This is a genomic window from Pseudomonas sp. W5-01, from assembly GCF_046540435.1.
Classification (GTDB): Bacteria; Pseudomonadota; Gammaproteobacteria; order Pseudomonadales; family Pseudomonadaceae; genus Aquipseudomonas; species Aquipseudomonas graminis_B.
Genome location: NZ_JAXCIP010000005.1, coordinates 366,766 through 384,889, shown reverse-complemented (window position 1 = coordinate 384,889; position 18,124 = coordinate 366,766). Strand labels below are relative to the sequence as shown.

Sequence of the window (18,124 nt, the reverse complement as noted above, 5' to 3'; positions counted from 1 at the left end):
CGGCTCCAAAGTGATAGTACGTGTGTGTACAGATGTTGAATTGGGAATGGAGTGCCTGATCATGAAAATCAAAATGCGAGGCAAGTTATTGGAAATTATGTAGTCGCGACAGGGTTGTCAAAGTCTATATAAGTCTATAAATCAATAACTTAGAAGGTGGTGACTATGGCAAATGGAAAAATTCTACGTCAGCTGTTCCGGGCAGGTACCGCTGGCGATGCCGATGCGTTTCGTCTTGCCTCTAAAGCGGTCATCGAGGAGGAGCGGCAGAAGCAGCATCATCTTCTGGCCAACGATCTCGAGCAGATCCTCTACGGCAGCGATTTGAATCTCAAGGCTTCCAATACGGCCCGAGTTCACTACGACGTTCCCGTAGACAAGGAGCGCGGTCTACCGCTGCTTGATATAAGAACTCCAAAACGGTCCCTTGATGAAGTGATACTTCCCCCTAGCAGTTCAGCTGCATTGGAGGAGATCCTTGAGGAGAACCGGCGGGCTGATGTGCTGCGCAGCTACGGGATGAAACCCGCTGGAAAGGTGATTTTCTTCGGCCCACCCGGCTGCGGAAAGACGCTGGCTGCAGAGGTCGTGGCCTTCGAGCTTGATCGACCTTTAGCTATCGTCCGCTTGGATGCATTAATGTCCTCGTTCTTGGGCGAAACAGCAGCCAACCTTCGCAAGGTCTTCGATTTTATTGCCCAGCATCCGTTTGTTGTTCTCTTTGATGAGTTCGATGCCATCGGTAAAGAACGTGGTGATGGTAGCGATCATGGCGAGCTTAGACGAGTTGTGAACGCCGTCCTTCAAATGATGGACTCATACGAAGGTCGCAGTTTGATCCTGGCGGCTACCAACCATGAGAAAATTTTAGATTCCGCCATTTGGCGACGATTCGATGAGTCGATTGAGTTCCCACTGCCGGATGAAAAGCAGCTGAAGGAAATTTTGTCGCTGAAGCTACGAGGAATACGTCGTCAATTCGAGATTGACGACAAAGAGATATTGAAGGAGTTTAAAGGTAAGAGCGGCGCAGACATTGAGCGCGTTATTCGCCGCGCCGCCAAGCGGATGATCCTGCGAGAGCAAGAGTTTCTGACCATCAAGGAGCTTAAAAGCGCTCTTTTGCGGGAGGACCTCAGAAAGTCCTAAAACATAAATTTTCAAGGAAGAATCCGTGGCAACCTACAAGCACCTGAGCATTACACGTGAAGTTCTGGATAACTCGCGTCGAACCAAAAGCCCCCCTCACTTCGTCACCCGTGAAGATCGGCTTGGTCACGGCCAAAAGCTCAACGGTTACTTCGCCACAGCGCAAGGCCTGGCTAAGAAGCAAATCGGCTCTTCAGAAAAATCTCCTTACGTTCTGAAGCTGGAGTATGAGGGCGCATTGACCTTCGCCAACCTGAATACGCATGGGTTGGAGTTTATCAGCCAAGAAGGCAAGCAACTTTGCGTAGTGTTCGCGAGCGAAGAGGGTTTGGCCAAATTTACTGCCCATCTGCAAAAGCTGGGTGTCATGGACGCTAATTTGACGCATCGCCAGATTCTCGAGGCCATTGCGGGTGTAGATGCCTGGTCCGCAGAAGATCGGAAGAGTTGGGCTCTTAAGAATATAGGGTTGCCAGACAGCCCCACTTTCAAGCTCGATGTCGAACTTTGGCCTGTTCAGGTTGCGCATCACCCAAGCCGTGTTCAGCTCTCGACCTCTTTTGAGACCTGGCTAGCCGCAGAGCACATCAAGAGGCTCGACAGAATCAATCTGGACAGCCTGCTCATGTACCGGGTCGAGGTCACCCCCGAGCAAGCACAGTTGCTGCTCAACCAGCGCGATGTTCGTCTGGTGGATCTCATCCCAGCCACTGGCATTAGCATTCAACAGCTGAACCGAGACATCAATGAGTTGCCTCTCAACATCCCGCCACCCCCTAATGACGCAGCCCGCGTTTGCATTCTAGACAGCGGCATTAACGGGAATCATCCCCTCCTGAAGCCTGCAATGGCTGAGAGCGCCTCGTTTGTCGATGAGGAGGGGGATGCAGATGAAGCGGGGCACGGCACCGCTGTGGCCGGGGTTGCCCTGTATGGCGACGTCGAGGGTTGTAACAATTCGAATTTCTGGAAGCCGGAGTTCTGGCTCTTCAATGGAAAAGTGATGAAGAAATGTCCGCATACAGGTAATGCGGTCTACGACGAACTCACACTCGAGGTATCGCTGACGAAGGCTGTAGAGCATTTCGTCGAACTCGGCTGCCGGATCTTCAACCTCTCGCTGGGCAACAATAATGCTCCCTACGATGGTGCGCATGTCAGAGGGCTAGCCTATATCCTGGATGTACTTTCCCGGCGGTACAACATCTTGTTCGTAGTCTCCACGGGCAATTTCTGTGGCTCAGAAAGCCCGCCAGTCCCAATCAACAGTTGGCGCGACGAGTACCCGGAGTACCTAATCGCTGCCCAGAGCGCCATCATCGACCCTGCACCTGCAATGATGGTGTTGACGGTGGGGAGCATCTCCCGACACAACTCTACGATTGATAGCCAGAAGTATCCGGAGGTTTACCACCTTTCACCTGCATCGGAAAACCAACCATCTCCCTTCACTCGGCACGGCCCGTCGGTAAAAGGGGCGATCAAGCCTGAGCTCGTTGCGGCTGGTGGCAATCTCGCCAGCCCTATGAGGCAAGCAAACGCGCAATGGGCGCCACACATGCGCGGATTGGGTGTGTTAACGCTTAATCATCAGTGGAGAGGGAATACCGTCTTCAAGGAAATCAGCGGGACGAGCTTGGCGGCACCGTACATCACTCACCTAGCCGGGCGCCTGCTGAACGCTTACCCAGCGGCGTCTGCGAACATGCTTCGCGCAATGCTGGTCAATCACGCTTATCTGCCGAATACGGTCACCTCGACGTTTTCGAAGGAGTTTCGAAAGAGCTACAAGAAGGCGAAGGCCACCTGGAGCCGTGACGTAGAAAGGGATGTGGCCGGCTATGGTGTGGTGAGTGAGTCTGATCTTTTCAGGTCTTCCGATAACGTCGTGGTGTTGATGTCAGAGGAAACCATCGAGAACGACGGATGCCAGTTCTTCGAACTGCCGTTGCCGGAGGATTATTTGCGCTCCGCTCGAGGGACCCGAGAGCTTTCAATAACACTGGCTTACTCGCCAGTAGTCCGGACTACCCGGATTGAATATCTGGCTACCCAAATTTATTACCGCTTGGTCACGGGCACCTCGCTGGAGGAGGTACAGAAACACTTTAGCCAGGAGATGAAAAAAAATACGGAGGTACTTAAAGAGACTAGGGACAAAAATCGCGACATTACCGCCCAAATGAGAAACCATGGCACGGTTCAGTCTTCTCGCTGGACGTTCAAACAAGGGAAACCCGCCGAGAAGTGGTTTGTGGTCGTAGTCAGGCAGGATCGTGACTGGAATCCCACGGCTGCAGAAAAGGAACAGTATTCGCTGGTAGTTACGGTAGCCGACCGCGACAACGAGCGGGCTCAGCTCTACACGCAAATCCAGACTCGAATCGATCAGAAGGCTGTGGTCAGGGAGCAGCAAAAGGCCAAGATGACTGCTGTTCGATTGCAGAATTGAGAGTGATCGACATTCGCTGTGATTCCTCTCCAGTAGGTATCCTTAAGCCTTCTGCGTAATGCGATCTTCGACGCATTCATACGGCGAGTTCCCCGGCTCGCTGGATGTCATCTATGATGGGTAAGGCGATTGGCCACTCCGCCAGCTTTCCTTGAGAGATAGGCGAGGCGCTACAAATGGATTTCGCCTCCCCTATAGATGACGTTCAGAGGATACCCACGACCTACCCCTTACGACAGTGAACTATACTCTCGCCAGTAATGCGAGATAACCTCCAGCCTTTTATATGTCCTTTTTCAATACCAAGACACATAGAAAAAGCGTCGCCTTGATAATATGGTTCACACTATGAACCTCTCTAAATAGAAGCAGTGACTTTCTAATGAAACTCATGAATTGGATTTCATAAAACTTCTCGCGGCTCATGCCTTCCTTACTCGGATAATACGTGACGCGTTGACTTGATTCCTTGTAGTCATACTTGTAGTGAGCGATCGCATTCCTAAGTTTGTTATCGATGGCACCAAGGTGTATTGCATAAAATGATTTGTCTATAAAATCGATTTTGTTGCCTAAGTCGACGTTGGCAAAGGCATCAAGGCTTTCCAGCCCGGGCCTAGTACCCTTTTTGGTTTGCTTTAAAGATGGTTCGAACTGGTTGCAGTCACCACGTTTCAGTAGATTGTTGATACCAGCAATGAGTGTTATTTGACGTGAGAATACTTCAGCAAGGTCTTTGTAAAAATTATTGCAAGTTTCGAAATCTGCAGTCGACATCCTGGCTGGAATATCACCCAGCTCTTCTGTATCTGCGTAGTCATAGAAGAGGGCGGGCCGAAACGCGAGGTCCATCGAAACTAATTTTGGATACAAAGACAGGCAGTCGTTGTGTAAATTCTTAAGGAAGCTATTGCTCAAAATACTGTCGATGAACTCAATGGTTTTGTCGCGGTGATTGTCAAGTAGCCAGTAATAAATTTTAGGAGCCACGTCACTGATTTCAGCGTTATGTTCATGTATTGTGAAAGGCGAGGACATTATTGAAGTCGCAGAATATAGTGCCGCCAAAACATCTTGTTTCTTTCTGGATGTTAAAGTTACTCCTGGAATCCTTGCGCAAACTTTTTCGAAACTATCAAGATCACCTCTTTTGTACTGCGTAATGAGGCTGAACAGATCTCGTTGAACTGGATGGAGGTAATTCAGCATATGCAGTCGCTGATTAAGATGTGAGTACGCTCCCATACCTAACTCTTGAGTCACACGAAGAAAAGTAGTCATCCCCATCTCGTACTTCCCAACATAGACAGGAAAATCTAGGTGGAGGTCTACGAAAGGCTTTTCACCCTTGAATGGAGCCTCAAAACCCTCGACCTTCTCAGCCCCCTGCAGTTCGGCGTCAGCTTGCCCGAATACAAATGAAATCCTTTCCTCACATTTGGGGCAGGCGAACTGGAAAGGTTGGACGTCACGATTTGACATTCCTATCCGACAGTCGATTTCAGTCCCGCAGGTGATACACCTAAAACACTCACAAAGATTCATGTTGGCTCCCTATTTCTGCTAAGACAAGATATGACTCATTCCTAACTGGCTCATTTAGCCGGTCCTTATTCACTCAAGAAGAATTTTTCCGAGCCAGTGCACGTAATAGTACTAGTCTCACCGGCGCGAGCATCATTATCCCCTCTTGCATGGAGCCGAAGCCCGAACCCAAGCCCTACACCAGCCAGTCGCTGGTACCCTTCGGCCAGGCCGGTGTAGTTAGGCCGGCCCTAGGCCAGTGGTGACGGGTCGGTTGGCCACGTGTGATGCTAGTCCCAAGGAAGATTAACAGGGCTATCGAGCGGCTGTTCGCTCCCCGTCTCTGGACGGTTGGATTTATGCTCAGTAGCCAATAAGCTGTATCGTTGAACTGACTTGTTGAACTCAATGGCTGCGGGCAGGTGGCTAGGGTCCAGATAGGCCGCTTCTCCAAGCAATCCGCCCAATTTGTACTCAAGTTCCTTTTTTGAAAAGCCGTGAGTGCCTTTACCGCGAGCAATGGCGGCTTTAATTAGCCTCATTTTCCTGTGTCGGGCGTTCGGTACTCGAATAACTCCATCGTGGACAATTACGCCAGTAATATGAGCAGGTCTTCCATTTTTATATATCTTAGTTTTATCCCGAGCAACAACGTGTCCATATTTAGCAATAGCCTCCTCAATCTGCCACATAAAGCCACTACTGATTTTGTCACCTGAGAAAGTTAAGTCATCTACGTAACAGGTGAACTTTAGGTTGTGGGCTTTTGCTAGGTTGTTTATATCTTCGTAAAGATTCTTGTTTGCGTAGAATGAAATCAATGGGCTGAGCGGGCTGCCAGTAGGTAGGCAATTTTCAAATGTAATCAGGTCCGCGTACAAGTTGGCGACATCACCAGGTGTTTTGAGATCTTCTTTGAAAAAGTTGAATACTTTTGACTTTGACGTGGAGCCGAAAAAGTTCCGAATGTCTAGCGTGGCGACGGTGTTTTTACTCAGATGCGATTCGGCGTTTATTTTATACGATGTACCCTTCAGCGCGAACTGCATGTACTCAGGCACACGCACACACCTTAGAAGTTTTAAAATTCGCTCATGAATGACCAAAAGGCGAGCCGATGGCTTCTGCACCTGCCGAGCTTTGGGTAGCTTGCCAGCCTTGAAGGGGTCTGGCTCTGGTATTAGCTGGAACTGGCGGTAGTCGCCAATGCACTCTCTTAACTCGTGGAGTCCAATTGAAAATAGCGATGCCAACTTCGATTTGGTCGATGTGTTGTATAATGCGCTTTGGCAAATGTCGTAAGATTTACGCTCCCGCTTAACTGACTTTTTTCGCTTTTGCTTCATTTTTATTTTCCACCCATTCCAACAGGTTTATTACCTTTTTTGCAATGCTGGTTCGCAGTTTGGATGTTGGTTTGGGGGCGTCTATATTTTCAGAGAAAAAAAGTATGGAGGATAACGGTATCTCGAAGTGATCGCTGTATTTAGTGAGCAGCTCCATCGTAGGCTGCTTTTTTCCTGACTCTATCTCTGATAAATATGAGTTTGAGACTCCAAGCTCTTTGCAAAGCTCGGTCTGAGACAAGTCATGGTAAGTGCGAATCAAGCGCAGCGCCTGGTTCAACATCATAGGGCTCCTTTACGGGTGACAACAGCAGGGGTAAGACAGTTAGAGCAGGTCACGTAGGCTTTCCGAGAGCTTGGGCCAGTGCTTGTCGACCAGGGATAACGCGAACCCGATCCAACGTACAGCTCCGAAAATCACCTTTAGCCACTTCACCTTACGTCGTTTCTTCACTGTCGGGCGTCGCTTGGCGGGTTTATCAGTTTTCATTTTTGTATCCTCGTTGCCCTCCCGGAATTGAGAGGTCTCGCGTGCAACTGGATTGAAAGCTGGAGCAAGCAACACTTTTCCCCCCTTCTGAGCACCTGCTTCCGTCTCGCGCGGAAGCAGTATCCCTTCGCGGCCCGGTGGCCAGTGGTGCTGAGGCCTCGGCGCGCGTGGGGAAGGGTTAGAGGCGAACCTCCACAGGGCCGAAGCCCCCACATCTGCGAGTAAATCTCCTTACCGCAGACGCAGGCTATGCCTGATAGAGAGAAATGTCAAAAAATAAATTCGCTGCTAGCGAAAATATTCTGTCAGCGATAGTAGCCTGGCGCAAGTGAGCGGGGCTACGCCCTAGTCGGCTGTTGCTTGGGAAAGGCTTTCACGCCCGATCAGAAGGCTGCGACCGAATTCGATTGCAACGTGAGAAGGCTAAGCATTTAAATGGGGGATCTTTAGGCAGGGAGGCTATCTATGTTCAATTTGCTGGTGATGGCAAACGGCTGGAGCGGTCGGCGCGACGAGCTTTCTCTAGGACGTGTCTACATTGATGCTGCTTTGGGGGCACAGTGGAAAATAGGGGATCTCCCCAATTTTGATCTGATGAGGCAATTGCCTGCCGTTTTTTCCCCGGAAAACTCCAGGTTTGAGCCTGATCAAGTTGCTCGTGTCGGAGAGATTATCAGCACGCGATTGCATGGCGGCGATGTAGTGGTTGAGTATCGCTACGACCCGGATATTTCCCCGATTCCGCTGGATGAATTAATGGCGCTTGCTCCCGCCTTAGGCATCCAGATCCCGCGCAGGGGTTTTGGCCCATTTGAACACAGTCATTGGGCCATCAAGGACGCTGATCTGTTCAAAGTCTTGTTGACGGAGTGGCGACGCCCCGTTCGGCAGCCTACGGTTTTTCATCTGGCTACGCCTCCGCGCGTTCGACCCGATTTACTCTCTGCAATGATGCCTTTCGCGGGATTTGAGCCTGTCTGGGCCGCTATTCAACGAGCTGCCACAGCGAATGGGATGGACAGTGGGCGGGCCGACAACAGATGGGATCATCCAGCAATTATTCAGGATGTTGTTGCTTTGATTGACGAAGCCGCGATAGTGATTTGCGACTGCACCGGCAAGAATGCCAACGTTTTCTATGAAATGGGAATCGCTCATTCCTATGGCAAGGAGGTGATCATCATTACCCAAAACGCTGCTGACATCCCATTCGATATTGCACACCTACGCCACATCAGGTATCTCGGAAACGACCAAGGAATAGCGCAGCTTGAGGTGGATTTGACTGCAAGAATTCGGGCACTTAGGACGTGAATCCAAATCCCGACGCCGCTGGACTGGCGGCGCGCAGGCCGTGCGTTACTTACTCACCATTAATATCAGGTTCGCGTCCAGTTTCTTCGACAGGGTTTTTAAACAGTATTTTGCACGGCAAAACATCCGCGTCGCCATTAGAGCGAGCAGCCTGAACATGAAAGGGATAGATTTATTTTCCTGCTCTAAACGTCTGCTTCTGGTCGACCGCCGCCCGTCATGACAGGCTCACATCGGCCAAAAAGAGTAGTCGAATGGCTTATTGGTTAGAATCTCCGCCAGGCACCCAACGGCGTGAGGCATTCTCGGCCGTCGTACCGCTATTGCGCTTGCGCTCGGCACATTTGCTGGTGCTTATTGAAAAACCATTTTTAATAGCTTGCATGCTTCCGACAGACTTTATTTAGTAGGTCTGGCTCCAAAGCCTAAAAAAATGGCGCTGCGACAGACTTTATTTCTGATGAGCCCACTGACTAGGCCCTAGAATTGCTGGGCTCGATCCGACAGACTTTATTCCGTAGGATCATATTGAGCTTCAGAGCAGTCGCAGGTTGTTACCGTGTAGGCAAAGGAGGGCCTACACGCTGGATTAAATGCTTGATCTGTACCAGCCATCAGTATGATGGCCATGCTCCTCAAGGTTTCCCTCGCCGCGTCGATAGCTTCTCAAGTCAATGCGAGCGCCCCTCATGTTCAATACCCGGTTGAAAAATAGAATCCAGCAATTGGAAAAACAGCTGGGAGCCCTGGAGCAGGTAAAGGCAACTCTGGATCTCGAAACCGTGTCCGTCACTCTGGATGCAGGAGGCGTCATCCTGGAGGTGAATGCTCAGTTCGAGAAAGAGTTGGGATTCACCCAGGCTGAATTGTCCGGGCGTACCCTGCGTGAGTTCAGTCCCTCTGAACTGCAGGGCGACGTCCATCAGCGGCGCGCATTGGATGCAATCGCCGAAGGCAAGCATTACAGCGGTACCTTGCGCCTGTGCAGCCACGACGGTCGACACGTCTGGCTACGAGCAATGGTTATACCTTTCGCGGGTGAGAGTGGGCGTGTCGAACGGATCGTTATGTATTCCAGCGTGCTCACAAGAACCATTGAAGCCTCAAGGGAGAACGAAGCGCTGGTGGGAGCGTTGATGCGCTCCACTGCCGTTATCGAGTTCTCCCTGGACGGAGTCGTGCTGACAGCCAATCAGAATTTTCTGAGCGCTATGGGCTATACGCTTCCCCAAATCCTGGGCAAGCACCACCGAATCTTTTGCGTGCCATCCGACGCTCAGTCAGAGGAATACGATCGGTTTTGGCAGACCCTTAGACAGGCATCCTATGTCGCCGGCAGGTTCTGCCGAGTGGATAAATTCGGCAACGAGGTATGGCTGGAGGCTTCCTACAACCCAATCGTGGATGCCAATGGCAAGCTGTACAAAATTGCCAAGTTAGCCACCGTTATTACCGACCAGGTCATCCGCGAGCGCGCTGTCTCCGAGGCGGCCGGCATGGCCCACGGCACCTCGGTTCGAACCAATACCAGCGCACAGCAAGGTCGCGAAGTCATTCAGAACACCGTCACGACCCTCAATACGCTTTCTGCCTTGATGGAGGATGCGGCCCATGGCATCGAAGCACTGGATGCCCAGAGCCAGGAAATCGGCACCATTGTCAAAACCATCGGCAGCATCGCGGACCAGACCAACCTGTTGGCCTTGAACGCGGCGATCGAAGCGGCACGTGCCGGGGAGCAGGGCAGGGGATTCGCTGTGGTCGCCGACGAGGTGAGGAACCTGGCCCTTCGAACCACTAAAGCGACGGCGGAAATCTTCGAGGTCGTGAAAAACAACCAGGTTCTGGCGTCCAGTGCGGTGACCTTGATTGGCAAAAGCAAGCAGCAGGCCGGGGCGGCGCTGGATTTGGCCAGTGAGGCGGACGAGGTGATCAAGGACATTCAGCAAGGTGCCAACAGTGTCGTGGTTGCCGTTGAGCAGTTCTCGGGTCAAGCCGGACAGTAATGACTGTTGCAATGGGTCATGTCTGCACGTCTCAATGACCCCCAGTTAATGCGCGATCCAGGTGATCCTTGTGCTCGATGATCTCAAGCAATCCATAAACGATCTGCATAAGGTCGACCGGCCCAGACTGGAAGATGAGTGTGACGCGCTGCTCACTCGGATCGAGCAGGGACGAACAGAAGGGACTCTGACTGGCGAGCAGGCCACGCAGCTGTTCTATGATGTCCGTAACGAACGTTCAAGGTGCTTTCGCAGCGGAAGTCAGCGTCGCATGGGCAACCCCTCGGCCAATGTCCCATCGCGCGACTCAGTGGGCATGAGCCGCATGCTTATTTGAAAGATGTTTTCAAAGGGTTGCTCGAACCGAATCAAGCCACCTGGCCCGCGCTTTCAATCTCCCGCGCATGCCCCTTCGCGGTCTTGCCCGCCTGCTGCACGGCCCACTTCATGAATTCCGCAATCGCCCACTCTTCGCGCCGTTCTTTCGCGCAGTACACGAAATAGTCGAACTTGAGCTCCGCCGTCGCGTTGGTGACTTGCACCAGGCGTTTACTTTGCAGGGCTTCGGAGGCAAAGACGCTGTTGACCAGTGCAATGCCTTGACCCGCACAGGCCGCACTTATCAACAGGGACTCATCGCCATAACTGGAGCCCTGAATCATCTTGCGATTGCTCATGCCGAACGCGTTCATCCAGACTTTCCAGTAGTTGCGCTCGGTGTCCTGCAGCAGCGGGAAGGTCAGGCAATCCTGCGGGCTCTCGATGTTGCGCTGGGTGCTGAGCAGGCGTGGGCTGCACACGGGTATCAGGTAGGACGACCACAAATGCGTGGCGTGGTTTTCGCAACTGGCTGCCGTTTCACGCTGAATGCAGATGTCCACGTGGCCGTGCTTGAGCTCGGAAAGACCATTACAGATCTGAATCGAGATTTCGACGTTGGGGCAGCGCTCCTTGAAGCCGCTCAGTGCCGGGATCAGCCACGAACTTGCGATGGTGGACGTTGTGCTGATGACCAGACGCGTCTGACGTGGCGCCTTGAGTGCAGCGCGCGACCAGGCTTTTTCGATCACGTCGAAAGTGCCGGCGAGTTCGTCAAACAGACTGCGTCCGCAAGGGGTGAGCTGGATGCCCTTGGCGTCTCGCTCGAACAGGCGCCTGCCAATCTGGTCTTCCAGCCCTTTGATCTGCTGACTGATGGCCGCCGGTGACACGCACAGCTGATCCGCTGCACGTTTCATGCTTCCGGCCTTGCATACCTCAACGAACGTGCGGAGGGCTATCAACGGGATCGCTCTGCTCATCCTGCATACCTCGTCGTGAGAATGCTGCCCGTGCGCCAGGTGACGGAAAAGCGTCTTGAAGTTGCCATCGGATGAATCCCAAAAGGGTGTTTATCACCCGGCATTGGATATTGTCAGGCGCAGCCGGGCCCGGGCGGGTGCATACCCGGCGTGGAAGTCAATTGTGGATAATGTGTTTTCAGGTGGTTGCGGCGCTGTCCCGAGCGACCGGTACCGGCTTCGGCTTGCTTTGGCTCAGCACGAACCAGACCGCCAGGCAGATAAGGCCGCCGCCGTAAAGGTGTCCCGCAGAAACCTTTTCACCGAGGAACATCACTCCCCACAGGACGCCGAACGGCGGAATGAGGAAGGTGACGGTCAGCGAACGCACCGGGCCGATATCAGCGATCAGACGGAAGTACAGAATGTAAGCGCACGCCGTGCACACGAAACCAACGGCTGCCAGGGACAGCCAAACGGTCGAGTCGCCCCACGTGGCCGGCGGGTTGACCGTCGCGGAGACGGCGAAGAAGGGCAGCAGGAACAGCGTCGCGCCGATCTGGCTGCCGAAGGCTACGAGCTTGGCGTCCAGTCCTCCCCGGTCGCCGATCCACCGACGGGTCATGAATCCTGCGGCGCCATAGCAACTGGTCGCGACCAGGCAAGCGAGTGCGCCCATGACCACCGACGTGGTGAAAGTCACCGGACCTGTCGTGGTCAGTAACGTTATCCCCAGCAAACCGAGAAACACGCCGACGGCTTTTTTGGGTGTCAGCGAATCATTGAAAAACACAGCGCCAATTAACACGCCCATCAATGGCGTGGTCGCGTTCAGGATGGCGGAATAACCCGCGGGTAATAACAGGGCCGCCATGCTGTACATCAAAAAGGGAATGCCGGAATTGATAATGCCGAGGATCAAGGTGGATTTAAACTTGCCGTTGAACTCATGGCGGGTTCTGAAGATGGTCAGAATAACCATTAACCCGATGGCGCCAAGCAACACCCGAAAGAAGGCGGTCGGCAACGCACCCAGTACCGGGGCGGCAACGCGCATGAAGAGAAAACTGGCGCCCCAGATGGCGGCCAGAACGATCAGTCGAACACAGTCGGACACTTTCATCGTGTTTCCTTTCTTGATCCCTATCACTGATACGCCGACCGAAACGTTGTTGATTGACGCTCGTCGAGTTCGGGTGTGATGATTTGAGCAGTGTCTGAAGTGGTGCTCAAGCGAGCTTTTCTTAAGCACATTAGATTTTCTTAACCGAGGTCAGGCATGAAATTCCCGCCCCTGCACGCGCTGTTGTGTTTTGAAGCGACGGGGCGCCACGCCAGCATGAAAGGCGCGGCCGGTGAGCTGTTTGTGACCCCTGCGGCCATTAGCCAACAGATCGCCAAGCTCGAAAAAGCCGTTGGCGTCACGCTGTTCATCCGCAACACCAAACGCCTGGAGCTGACTGCCGAGGGCAAGATCTACCTGCGGGCCATTCGTCCCGCGCTCGGGCAGATATCCGACGCCACCCAGCGTCTGATGAGCGACAACGGCCCCAATACGATCACCGTTAGCTGCACCAGCGGCTTTGCCATGCAGTGGCTGCTGCCCCGGCTGCCTGATTTTCAAGCCATCTGCCCCGGCATCGAGGTGCTGATCAGCACCACCAATCGGCTGGTTGATTTGCTCGGCGACGGCGTTGACTTCGCCGTGCGCCATGGCCTCGGCCGTTATCCCGGTCTGGAAGTGGAGATGCTGATCAACGACCGACTGCAGCCTGTCTGCAGCCCTTCCTTGCTGCCGGACTCCCGGTACCTGTCGTCCCCCATCGACCTGAAAAGCTACACCCTGTTGCACGACGAACACCGCGAAGACTGGGCGTTATGGCTCCGTGCGGTGGGTATCGAAGACGGCGAGGCCGCCGTTCACAAGGGCTCGGTTTTCGTGGATTCCAACGGGGTCATCGAGGCTGCCCTGGCGGGGATGGGCATTGCGCTGGTGCGCCGTTCGCTGATTCGAGAAGAGCTGGCGTCCGGCCGATTGGTCGTGCCGTTTCGCGCGACGATCGACACGCCGATTGCCTATTACCTGGTTTACGACGAGACGGCCATTCTCCCCAAGTCCAGCAAGCAGTTTCGTGACTGGCTAGTGTCCCAGGCCACCGTCAGTCAGCGTGAATTCACCACGCGATAGTTTGCGTTCACGTTCCCCGACACAGTGTTGATTAGTTATCAGGGCAGTTAAGTCCTGCTTCAGTGTCCGTGGGTGATACACCCGTACGGGTAAAACTGATCAACGTGTTGATTATAAAAACAATTAAGCCTAGACCCGTTAAGTCAGACTTAACCGCTGATTGCGGATTTCTAGTTTGCCCCGCCACTCACTTTTCTTCAGTTTATTCCTTAGCTAATACGCGCCCGTCAGCTCAGCCTGGCGCCGATAAAACAGCGAGCAGGATGCTCCGGCTGAAGGAAAACCCATGACTGATTTCGATATTTTTCGTCCCATGGCGTGGGACAAACTGGTTCATGAATATGACCTGGATGGCGCAAGGCTGCTGCCGTGGAATGGCTATCCGACGCCCATCGGCGGCGGCTGGTGTGTCGTGCGGCCCCACACCAAATCCTTGTCCCACACGCAGATAGACCAGGAATTCTTTATCGGCATCAAAGGGACCGCACAGCTGATCGTCGGGGATCGAACGTACCCGTTCACCATGGGCGACATTGCTGCCATTCCCAAACACACCGATCACTATGTATTCAACGACACTGACGAAGACTTCCACTTCTACGTCGTATGGTGGGATCGCGATTCCGCCAACCGCTTTCTCGATGAAGATGCCCGGCAGGCCGTGGCCGCCAATGAGTTTGCCCTGCACAAAGCGACGGTTCATGACGTGTCCGATCAGAGGGCGTCGTGATGGGCAAGTTGCTGGTTACGATCACGCCGCCGACCCCCAATGGTGATTTACACATTGGTCATATGGCGGGGCCTTTTCTGGCAGCGGACATCTATACGCGAGCCCAACGCCAACGCGGCCACGACTGCACTCTCGTCTCATACTCTGATGACTATCAGTCCTACATGCTGCGGCGAGGAATCGAGCTGGACCAAGCGCCTCAAACACTGGCGCTGGAGAACACTGACAAGATCAACGACACGCTCGAGAAGATGGGCATCGAGGTGGATTTCTGGATGCGCCCGTTCGGCAACAGTTACTTCAAGAACGCCGTGGAGGAGATGTACGAGTACGCGGTGAAGGCGGGGGCCATTTACAAAAAAGTCAGCCCGGAACCGTATTGCGAGCACTGTGATAAGTGGGGCTACGAAGCCTTCGGGCGGGGCAATTGTGATCACTGTGGCTCGGACTCGGATGCCAGCCAGTGCGAAGAATGCGCCCATACCCCCAATGCCTCGAAGATGAGCAACTTCCGCTGCAAATTATGCGCGGCGCCTATGATCTGGCGGCCGATAGAGCGTGAGTTTCTGGCGCTGTCGAACTTCCGTAACCACCTCAAAAGCACATTCGAACATGCGCCGCTGCGGCCTTTCATTCGCCGCTTTCTGGAGGAAGAATTCGACATCGGCCCGGCGGACTGGGGCATAACCCGTCCCTACGACGGCGGACTGGATCTCAAGCCCGATGGCAGCCGGCGCATACACACCTGGGTCATGGGCCTGTCCGGTTACATGGCGGCCTTCCGCGAATACCTCAATGAACACAAGCTTGCGCCGTGGGAGTACGACGAATACTGCCGCTCCGGCAAAGGCCGGCTGGTGCACTTTCTGGGTTACGACTGCGCCTTTAGCCACATGATGGTTTACCCTTCGCTGCTGCAGACCATGCACGGCTATCGCCTGCGCCAGACCTTCTACACCAACCAGTTTCTGACCTTGAACGGCAAGAACCTTTCCACCAGCCGCAACTATGCGATCTGGGCGCGGGACCTGGTGGCAGACGCCTGCACCGACAGCGCACGCTTCTATCTGGCGCTGATCGCGCCGGAGCAGGACACGGATGATTTCGATGTCGAGAAGTTCTCCGCCTGGCGTGAGCAAACCTTCAACGAGGTGCTGGTCAAGCTGGCCGCCCAGGCCGAGCGCGAACGGGTGGACGGCGACAGCCTGAAAGTCAGTGCGGCGGACGCGGCGGCCCTCAAGATTCTGGTTGCGCGCTGGTTCGAAGTGACGTCGGTGGATCACTTCAGCATGAAGGGCCTCGCGGTGCTGCTGTCGGACATCATCAACGCCGCCCGTGATCGGCAGACCCTCGGCAAGCGGATTCTGCCGTACATGGCCCTGATCGGTGCCATCGGCGCACCCGTGTTCCCGGACTTGGCGAAACAGATCCTGCGCTATTGCCGTTTTACTGAAAACGAAGTCCTGCAGCAGCTGGTGTATGTCAGTGCGGTCGAGTACGAAATCTGACCGAGAGGCGGGCGACGACGATGAAAACTTCATTTGATGTGATCGTGATCGGAGCCGGCATCATGGGCGCTTCGATCGCAGCGGCACTGGTTGAAAGCGGCCTCGATGTGGCGCTGATGGAGAAAGGCATCGCTGGCGCCCAGGGCGCAACGCGGGACACGGGCGGCATCGTTCGCGGTCTGGAGCTGGACGCCACGTTGCGTCCCTTGACTCGCCGCGGATCACTTTACGGCAATCCAGGCATCGTCCACGGCCTCTATGAGAGCGCACTGAATCGCAGTGGCGTCGCTTACATCGCCAGCGCCGAAGTGTGTGGGCAATACCTGGAAGCGGTGGACAGCGATGGCTGCGAAAGCATTGAGCTGCACGCGTCTGTCGACGCGCTGGATAACGGGCGTTTCTCGCCGTTTTGTGTCGGCGAATGCCTGCTTATCGAACGCAATGGCGGCACGGTCGATGCTCGCGTCGCGGTGTCGAATCTATGCCGCTACGTCAGTGAAAAAGCGACGTACCTCGATCACCTGGCCGTCGACCGCTGCGTCGAACTGGACGGCTATGTTCAGGTTCATGCCGGCAAGCTGTGCCTGGAAGCGACATGGGTCGTCGATGCCTGCGGTGCCAGTGGCCCGATGCCCCGGCCGCACAACGCCGTGCACGCGCGGACGATTCCGTTCACGCGCTTCGGCTGCGACCAGGCCCCGAGCATGCCGATCATTACTCACCACCTGAATACCTACCTGCTCCCGCTGGGACGCAATCTCGTGCAAGTGGGCGGCCAGCGGCGCCAGCGCGCAGAACATGCGGATCAGCTGAACATGGCGCCGCTGGATAACGAGCAAGACGTCATGGACCGAGTGTCTCGTCTCGGCTACGACAGGCACCACAGTCTGCCGGTGGTCACGCAGGTGGGCTGGGACGCGTACACCGAAGACGGCCGCCCCGTGATTGGCCGTTCCAGCGCTAAGAGCCACCTGTTTCTCGCCACCGGGTTTTGCGGCATCGGCTTCAAAATGGCACCGAATGTTGCCGAGATGCTGGCGCTCGAGCTGGGTGGTTTGATGTCCGGTGTGTCGATGGACGAGGCTTACCGATCGGTCATGGAAGCGTTCCGCCCTTCGCGGTTCGCCGAGGTGGCGTTGTCATGATGCGCCTGGGTATCTGCGCGGCACTCGACGTTGGCACCACGCTGCACGCGCGCGGTTTCTTGCGCAGCGTGTACCTGTCCAGCCACCTGTTCCCCCATGTGCGACGCGCGCGACATTTTTACTTTGATGACGGCGCGAGCGCGGAGGGCGGCCGTGCGGCGGCAAGGCATTTCATCGACGCGAAGGTGGATGCTGTGATTGGTCACTTCGCCTCGGACTCTGCCGCCGCTGCGGCAGAAAGTTATGCACAGGCCGGCATTCCGCTGATCTTGCCAGCATCCACCTGTGCAGCGTTGACCGGCGTTGGGAAAACCACGTTTCGCCTTTGCGCCTCTGATCGACTCTTGGCAACGCGCCTGATCGAATTCGCCGAATCTGAAGGGCTGCGCCGCCTCGCTGTGTTCACTGATCCGAGCCTGCACGGGCGCCAGCAGATGCACGAACTTCACGCAGCGGCGACGTTATCCACAGTCGATCTGGTGGGCGATGTGAATAACGCCGACGCCCTGGTTTTCTGCGGGCGATTGAAAGCAAGCCGGCAGTTCCTTGTGGGTAACCGTGCTGTTGGCTGTGGATTGCCGATCTTCTTCACCGACGATGCCGCGTCTCCTGCGCTGGTGGATGGAATGGCGCAAACCGGCACGGTGTACGTCATCAGCTTTCCGATCGCGGGCGACTTGGCCGAGGCGCAGTCATTCGATGCGACTTATCAACAGATCTATTTCGAACAGGCGCCGGTATACGCCGTCGAGACGCTTGCAGCGTTTGCCCTGGTGGACCGAGCCGCCGCTGATGAGCGCGGACTGCTGGACGCACTGCGCCTTGATCACTTTGCCACACCTGCCGGCCCGGTCAGTTTCAGCGACGGGGAGAACGATTACGCCCGGGTGTCGCTGTGGGTCTACACCGACGAGCACGTCCATGAGCGGCGGCTGCTGTGTTGAAGCGGCCTGCCCAAAAGCTCGCCACATCTTTTGCAACTTTCAGGAAGA

At 54.7% G+C, this 18,124-nt stretch carries 16 protein-coding genes and 1 pseudogene; 11 read left to right on the top strand and 6 right to left on the bottom strand.

Features of this window, described 5'->3' with window-relative positions; genetic code table 11:
* The first annotated feature begins 165 nt into the window (after positions 1-165).
* Both SLW75_RS18530 and SLW75_RS18525 read left to right on the top strand, forming a co-directional pair.
* Positions 166-1,149, top strand: a complete 984-nt coding sequence (locus SLW75_RS18530; protein ID WP_057436289.1) for an AAA family ATPase — start codon at positions 166-168, stop codon at positions 1,147-1,149.
* Between the two features lie 25 nt (positions 1,150-1,174).
* Complete coding sequence (locus SLW75_RS18525) at positions 1,175-3,601, top strand: S8 family peptidase (RefSeq protein ID WP_410935118.1); 2,427 nt, start codon at positions 1,175-1,177, stop codon at positions 3,599-3,601.
* Between the two features lie 282 nt (positions 3,602-3,883).
* Here SLW75_RS18525 and SLW75_RS18520 read toward each other — a convergent pair whose 3' ends face one another.
* The 4 genes from SLW75_RS18520 to SLW75_RS18505 form a co-directional block, all read right to left on the bottom strand.
* Complete coding sequence (locus SLW75_RS18520; RefSeq protein WP_410935117.1) at positions 3,884-5,083, bottom strand: hypothetical protein; 1,200 nt, start codon at positions 5,081-5,083, stop codon at positions 3,884-3,886.
* A 332-nt stretch (positions 5,084-5,415) separates the two neighbouring features.
* Complete coding sequence (locus SLW75_RS18515; protein ID WP_410935116.1) at positions 5,416-6,471, bottom strand: reverse transcriptase family protein; 1,056 nt, start codon at positions 6,469-6,471, stop codon at positions 5,416-5,418.
* Positions 6,443-6,757 carry a helix-turn-helix transcriptional regulator gene (locus tag SLW75_RS18510; RefSeq protein ID WP_240873982.1) on the bottom strand — a complete coding sequence of 105 codons (315 nt, stop codon included), beginning with the start codon at positions 6,755-6,757 and terminating at the stop codon, positions 6,443-6,445. Before SLW75_RS18510 ends, SLW75_RS18515 begins: the two co-directional genes overlap by 29 nt.
* A 39-nt stretch (positions 6,758-6,796) precedes the next feature.
* Complete coding sequence (locus SLW75_RS18505) at positions 6,797-6,961, bottom strand: hypothetical protein (RefSeq protein WP_240873981.1); 165 nt, start codon at positions 6,959-6,961, stop codon at positions 6,797-6,799.
* A gap of 465 nt (positions 6,962-7,426) precedes the next feature.
* Between SLW75_RS18505 and SLW75_RS18500 the strand changes: the two genes are divergently transcribed.
* The 4 genes and pseudogenes from SLW75_RS18500 to SLW75_RS18485 all read left to right on the top strand — a co-directional run bounded on the left by SLW75_RS18500 (position 7,427) and on the right by SLW75_RS18485 (position 10,618).
* A complete protein-coding gene (locus SLW75_RS18500; RefSeq protein WP_410935115.1) occupies positions 7,427-8,275 on the top strand; it encodes a hypothetical protein in 849 nt (282 codons plus the stop codon).
* Positions 8,276-8,949: 674 nt separating this feature from the next.
* Positions 8,950-9,723: pseudogene (locus SLW75_RS18495) on the top strand (PAS domain-containing protein); the annotation flags it as partial.
* 48 nt (positions 9,724-9,771) lie between these two features.
* Complete coding sequence (locus tag SLW75_RS18490; RefSeq protein WP_410928363.1) at positions 9,772-10,281, top strand: methyl-accepting chemotaxis protein; 510 nt, start codon at positions 9,772-9,774, stop codon at positions 10,279-10,281.
* Between the two features lie 70 nt (positions 10,282-10,351).
* Positions 10,352-10,618, top strand: a complete 267-nt coding sequence (locus SLW75_RS18485; protein ID WP_410935114.1) for a hypothetical protein — start codon at positions 10,352-10,354, stop codon at positions 10,616-10,618.
* Between the two features lie 31 nt (positions 10,619-10,649).
* Here SLW75_RS18485 and SLW75_RS18480 read toward each other — a convergent pair whose 3' ends face one another.
* Together SLW75_RS18480 and SLW75_RS18475 are read right to left on the bottom strand one after the other, a co-directional pair.
* Positions 10,650-11,582, bottom strand: coding sequence for a LysR substrate-binding domain-containing protein (locus SLW75_RS18480; protein ID WP_274605106.1), 933 nt, complete (start codon positions 11,580-11,582; stop codon positions 10,650-10,652).
* Positions 11,583-11,760: 178 nt separating this feature from the next.
* A complete protein-coding gene (locus SLW75_RS18475; protein ID WP_369318354.1) occupies positions 11,761-12,684 on the bottom strand; it encodes a DMT family transporter in 924 nt (307 codons plus the stop codon).
* 156 nt (positions 12,685-12,840) lie between these two features.
* Here SLW75_RS18475 and gcvA point away from each other — a divergent pair, with 156 nt between their 5' ends.
* From gcvA to SLW75_RS18450, 5 genes are all read left to right on the top strand, one after another.
* On the top strand, positions 12,841-13,749 hold the full coding sequence (gene gcvA, locus SLW75_RS18470) for a transcriptional regulator GcvA (protein ID WP_065988075.1): 909 nt from the start codon (positions 12,841-12,843) through the stop codon (positions 13,747-13,749).
* Positions 13,750-14,035: 286 nt separating this feature from the next.
* Positions 14,036-14,479, top strand: a complete 444-nt coding sequence (locus tag SLW75_RS18465; protein WP_410935113.1) for a cupin domain-containing protein — start codon at positions 14,036-14,038, stop codon at positions 14,477-14,479.
* Positions 14,479-15,987, top strand: a complete 1,509-nt coding sequence (locus tag SLW75_RS18460) for a methionine--tRNA ligase (RefSeq protein WP_410935112.1) — start codon at positions 14,479-14,481, stop codon at positions 15,985-15,987. Before SLW75_RS18465 ends, SLW75_RS18460 begins: the two co-directional genes overlap by 1 nt.
* Positions 15,988-16,007: 20 nt before the next feature.
* Complete coding sequence (locus tag SLW75_RS18455) at positions 16,008-17,132, top strand: NAD(P)/FAD-dependent oxidoreductase (RefSeq protein WP_410935111.1); 1,125 nt, start codon at positions 16,008-16,010, stop codon at positions 17,130-17,132.
* Positions 17,129-18,076, top strand: a complete 948-nt coding sequence (locus SLW75_RS18450) for an ABC transporter substrate-binding protein (RefSeq protein ID WP_410935110.1) — start codon at positions 17,129-17,131, stop codon at positions 18,074-18,076. The genes SLW75_RS18455 and SLW75_RS18450 overlap by 4 nt, the downstream gene beginning before the upstream one ends.
* The last annotated feature ends 48 nt before the right edge of the window (positions 18,077-18,124 follow it).

What these genes read in the sequence shown, in the direction of transcription:
- SLW75_RS18530 (WP_057436289.1), top strand. Translation starts at nt 166, where the DNA reads ATGGCAAATGGAAAAATTCTACGTCAGCTGTTCCGGGCAGGTACCGCT.
- SLW75_RS18520 (WP_410935117.1), bottom strand. Translation starts at nt 5,083, where the DNA reads ATGTCAAATCGTGACGTCCAACCTTTCCAGTTCGCCTGCCCCAAATGT.
- SLW75_RS18515 (WP_410935116.1), bottom strand. Translation starts at nt 6,471, where the DNA reads ATGAAGCAAAAGCGAAAAAAGTCAGTTAAGCGGGAGCGTAAATCTTAC.
- SLW75_RS18510 (WP_240873982.1), bottom strand. Translation starts at nt 6,757, where the DNA reads ATGATGTTGAACCAGGCGCTGCGCTTGATTCGCACTTACCATGACTTG.
- SLW75_RS18505 (WP_240873981.1), bottom strand. Translation starts at nt 6,961, where the DNA reads ATGAAAACTGATAAACCCGCCAAGCGACGCCCGACAGTGAAGAAACGA.
- SLW75_RS18500 (WP_410935115.1), top strand. Translation starts at nt 7,427, where the DNA reads ATGTTCAATTTGCTGGTGATGGCAAACGGCTGGAGCGGTCGGCGCGAC.
- SLW75_RS18490 (WP_410928363.1), top strand. Translation starts at nt 9,772, where the DNA reads ATGGCCCACGGCACCTCGGTTCGAACCAATACCAGCGCACAGCAAGGT.
- SLW75_RS18480 (WP_274605106.1), bottom strand. Translation starts at nt 11,582, where the DNA reads ATGAGCAGAGCGATCCCGTTGATAGCCCTCCGCACGTTCGTTGAGGTA.
- SLW75_RS18475 (WP_369318354.1), bottom strand. Translation starts at nt 12,684, where the DNA reads ATGAAAGTGTCCGACTGTGTTCGACTGATCGTTCTGGCCGCCATCTGG.
- gcvA (WP_065988075.1), top strand. Translation starts at nt 12,841, where the DNA reads ATGAAATTCCCGCCCCTGCACGCGCTGTTGTGTTTTGAAGCGACGGGG.
- SLW75_RS18465 (WP_410935113.1), top strand. Translation starts at nt 14,036, where the DNA reads ATGACTGATTTCGATATTTTTCGTCCCATGGCGTGGGACAAACTGGTT.
- SLW75_RS18460 (WP_410935112.1), top strand. Translation starts at nt 14,479, where the DNA reads ATGGGCAAGTTGCTGGTTACGATCACGCCGCCGACCCCCAATGGTGAT.
- SLW75_RS18455 (WP_410935111.1), top strand. Translation starts at nt 16,008, where the DNA reads ATGAAAACTTCATTTGATGTGATCGTGATCGGAGCCGGCATCATGGGC.
- SLW75_RS18450 (WP_410935110.1), top strand. Translation starts at nt 17,129, where the DNA reads ATGATGCGCCTGGGTATCTGCGCGGCACTCGACGTTGGCACCACGCTG.